The sequence below is a fragment of the Alienimonas chondri genome (genome assembly GCF_013036045.1).
GTDB classification, from domain to species: Bacteria; Planctomycetota; Planctomycetia; order Planctomycetales; family Planctomycetaceae; genus Alienimonas; species Alienimonas chondri.
On sequence record NZ_WTPX01000274.1, the window covers coordinates 1 to 3,508 of the forward strand.

Here is a 3,508-nt window from a genome sequence, read left to right on the forward strand (position 1 = left end):
GTCCGAGAGCAACGTCATTGTGTCGGCCACCACTTTGAGCTTGGACCGGTTCGCCCCGGACTGCTTGTCCTGCCAGGTGTCCATTTTGAGATATCCCTCGATCAGGACCGGGCGTCCCTTTGAGAGATATTCGCCGGCGATCTCCGCCGTGCGTCCCCACAGGGTCACGTCGACGAAGGTCACCTCTTCCTTCTTCTGGCTGGACCCTTTGTCGTACCAGACGCGGTTGACGGCCAGGCCGATGTCGCAGACCGCCGACCCGCTGGGGATGTACCGCACCTCGGGATCCCGGGTGAGGTTCCCCATCAGGATCACCTTATTGAAGCTGGCCACGGGCGGGCTTTCGCGGGGCGGGGGAACGGGGGGCGAACTGACGTTGCGTACACTACAGGGCCGGTCGATCGGGCGGAACCCGGAACCGACCGGCGGGCCTCAGAATCGACGGCTCACTCGGGAACCGGAACCTCGCCGTCGCCTTCTTCGTCCGCGTCTTCGGACGGGTTCACGACGTCGACGGTGGCGTGATAAATCTCTTCCGGCGGCCGAATGACCATGTGCCGCAGGATGCGGTCTTCCAGCTTGCAGGCGCGGTCGAGATCCTTGACGTTCGCGGGCGGCATGCGGAACAGGACGATGTGATGCACGCCCTTCCGCTTGTTGCGAATCGGGTAGGCGAGGCGTCCGTCGACCCACATGCGGTCGGCATCGACGGTGCCGCCGGCCTTCTCGATCAGTTCAAGCACCCGGGCGATATAGTCCTCGCCGTCGGTCGCGTAGTCGGCGGAATCGAAGACGTACATCCCTTCGTACAGCCCCTCGACGGCGGGGTCGTGCACTTCTTCGTGGGACTCGGCGGCGGGGGCTTCGGCGGTAGCGGACATAAGGTGGAGGTTGGGTCGCTGGACCGCAGGCGGTCGAGGGGCGTCGGAACGCCGGTCGGATGCGTGCGGCCGCCCGACGGGCGGGCGGTGGGTGCGGGAAAGTGAGACGTTGAAGGAGGGGAAGTCAGTTCCCGCCGGGCGGCGGGGCGTTGGCGGCGTTCATCGCGGCTTGCAGGCCGCGGGTCAGCCACAGTTCGACGGCGTCGGCGGCGTCCTGAATCGCAAGATCCAGATCGACGCGTTCCTCGTCCGTGAATCGGGAGAGGACGTAGTCGGCGGCGTTCATTCGTCCTGGCGGACGACCGACGCCCACCCGCAGTCGGGGGAACTCCGGCGTGCCGAGCTTCTCGATCACGTCCTTGAGGCCGTTCTGCCCGCCGGCCGACCCTTTGCCCCTCAGCCGCAGGCGGCCGGAAGGGAGGTTGAGGTCGTCGCAGACGATCAGCACGTCTGACGGTGCGATCTTATGGAACCGGGCCGCCGCCGCCACGCTGCGGCCCGAAAGGTTCATGAACGTGAGCGGCGAGACCAGCAACGCCTGCGCGGACTCGAAGACGGGCCGACCTCTACCGGGGGGAACCTCGATGCGAAGGGTCTCCGCCTCGAAGTTCGACTCCGGCTTGGCGTCCGGGGCATGCCGACGAGCCAGTTCGGCCAGAACCTCCCAGCCGACATTGTGCCGAGTGCCGCGGTAGCGGTCGCCGGGGTTGCCGAGTCCGACGACCAGCTTCATCGCATCGCTCCTGGGCCGCTCGCTCTTTCGCCTTGGCGCCGGAGGCATGCCTCAGTCGCCGGGGCGAAATGAAAGTCAGTCCTCCTCCGGAGCTTCGGCGGGGGCGTCGTCGTCCTCGGCGGCGGGGGCATCCGCGTCGCCCACCCGCTCCGGTTCGAGCGAGTCGACCACGCTGGCCTCGGAAGCCGCTTCCTGGCGGGCGGCGAGGGCCGCGGCGTCGACGACGTGCGCGATCATCTCGTGCTCGTCGGTCAGGATGGTCACGCCGTCCGGCGGCGTGATGTCCGCGACGCGAATTTCGTCGTCTACCTGCATCTCGGAGATCGAAACTTCGATCCGGTCCGGGATGGAGACGGCGGAACAGGAGATGTGCAGCTCGCCCAGGCCCTGCTGGAGCAGGCCGCCCTGATCGGTGCCCGGGGCGACGCCGGTCAGGACGACGCGGACGTCCGTCTCGACCTTCTCGTCGGCGCTGACCCGCTGGAGGTCGAAGTGCAGGATGTGCTGGCCGAAGGTGTCGTACTGCACCTCCTTGAAGATCGACTTCTGAACGTTGCCGTCCAGCTTCAAGTCGACCACCTGATGACCGGTGACGAGGATCGGCCGCAGTTCGGTCGCCGGTACGGCGATGCCGACGGAGCCTTCTCCGTGACCATAGACGACGCCGGGGACGATGCCCTTGGCGCGGAGGCGGCGGCTCTCCGCGGAGCCCGGCCGGGTGCGGGGTTCGGCGAGGAGCGTGGGGTCGGCGGCCATGCGGAGCGAACGGGGAGACGACGAGATCGGCGCAGGTCGCGGCGGACCGGCCGATCGTGATGCGGTTCAGGGAAGCGGGGCAGGGTATCGGCGGGCGCCCGAGCCAGCAACCGACCGCACGCCTTCTCGCGTCAGACGCGAACCCGAGACGTGGCCGCCGTTACACTGTTCCTCCGCACCGCTTGCTCGCACCCGCCCGGTCGCCGTCGAGGTCGCTCCCGTGTCGTTCCCGTTTCGCTTCGGTTCTCCACGCTTCGGTCCGCTGCGGCCGACTTCCCCGCGGATGCTGCCGCCGGGAGCCGCCTCGCTCGCGATTCTCGGCTTCTTGGCCTGCGTTCCGTCGGCTCCGGGGAGACAGCTTCAAATCCAATTCCGCGCTCCCTTCGGGAACCCCGTCGTCGAAGAGGACGAGGTCGCGGAGGAGGGCGAAGGAGCCGACGAGGACGTAGGCGCCGCGGTCGAGGGACGCGGCGGTCGTTACGATTACCGCGGTAAGGACGGCGAATCCGACTCCGTCGACGCCCGGTTCCCGCAGAATCCCGAACGGGTTCGACAGCTGAAGTCCATCGCCCGAGCGGTGGAGGCGGGCGATTGGGATCGGGCGACCGATGCGTTGCTGTTCATCCTCGGGGAAGCGGAGGGCGAGGTCGTTCGATTGTACGACGGCTCCTCCGCGACAGTTGTGGATGAGGCCGGCCGGCTGTTCGGCATGTTCCCCGCCGCGGAGCGTCGCGCGATCGATCGTCGGTTGGGCGGGGCCGCGCGGGCCGCGTTGGAAGAGGCTCTGGCGAGCGGAAAGGCCGCGGCGATCCGGGATGTGGCCGTCCGGTTCCCCACGACCGGCGCCGCCCGCGACGCCCGCGTGCGGATCGCCCTGCTGCACCTCGACCGAGGTGAGATGGGGCTGGCGGCGCGGCGGTTCGCCGAATTGCTGGACGATCCGACCGGGCCGGGGCGACTCTCCGATCTGCGACTGCGGCTGGCGGCGATCACGGCGTTCGCTCGGGGGGGAGAACCGACGCGGGCCAAACAGCTGTGGAGCAGCCTCACCGCGGCGGAGCGGGTCGCTTCGGGCCTGACGGCGGGCGACGGTTCCGACGAACTGCCCGCCGCGCTGCGGGGCGGGGCGGGCGAGGCC

5 protein-coding genes are annotated in these 3,508 nt (G+C 68.8%); 1 reads left to right on the forward strand and 4 read right to left on the reverse strand.

Annotation, left to right across the window (positions count from 1 at the left end; genetic code table 11):
- The 4 genes from ssb to LzC2_RS20840 form a co-directional block, all read right to left on the reverse strand.
- Nucleotides 1-333 (reverse strand): single-stranded DNA-binding protein (ssb, locus tag LzC2_RS20825; RefSeq protein ID WP_171189950.1); only part of this gene is annotated, 333 nt, incomplete at its 3' end.
- A gap of 113 nt (nt 334-446) precedes the next feature.
- Nucleotides 447-881 carry a 30S ribosomal protein S6 gene (gene rpsF / locus LzC2_RS20830; protein WP_171189951.1) on the reverse strand — a complete coding sequence of 145 codons (435 nt, stop codon included), beginning with the start codon at nt 879-881 and terminating at the stop codon, nt 447-449.
- Nucleotides 882-1,005: 124 nt separating this feature from the next.
- Nucleotides 1,006-1,614, reverse strand: coding sequence for an aminoacyl-tRNA hydrolase (gene pth, locus LzC2_RS20835; protein WP_171189952.1), 609 nt, complete (start codon nt 1,612-1,614; stop codon nt 1,006-1,008).
- Nucleotides 1,615-1,689: 75 nt separating this feature from the next.
- The gene (locus tag LzC2_RS20840) at nt 1,690-2,370 is read right to left on the reverse strand and encodes a 50S ribosomal protein L25 (RefSeq protein WP_171189953.1); all 681 of its coding nucleotides are present in this window, start codon (nt 2,368-2,370) and stop codon (nt 1,690-1,692) included.
- 220 nt (nt 2,371-2,590) lie between these two features.
- Here LzC2_RS20840 and LzC2_RS20845 point away from each other — a divergent pair.
- The coding region (locus tag LzC2_RS20845) for a hypothetical protein (RefSeq protein ID WP_171189954.1) at nt 2,591-3,508 on the forward strand (918 nt) is incomplete at its 3' end.

What these genes read in the sequence shown, in the direction of transcription:
- rpsF (WP_171189951.1), bottom strand. Translation starts at nt 881, where the DNA reads ATGTCCGCTACCGCCGAAGCCCCCGCCGCCGAGTCCCACGAAGAAGTG.
- pth (WP_171189952.1), bottom strand. Translation starts at nt 1,614, where the DNA reads ATGAAGCTGGTCGTCGGACTCGGCAACCCCGGCGACCGCTACCGCGGC.
- LzC2_RS20840 (WP_171189953.1), bottom strand. Translation starts at nt 2,370, where the DNA reads ATGGCCGCCGACCCCACGCTCCTCGCCGAACCCCGCACCCGGCCGGGC.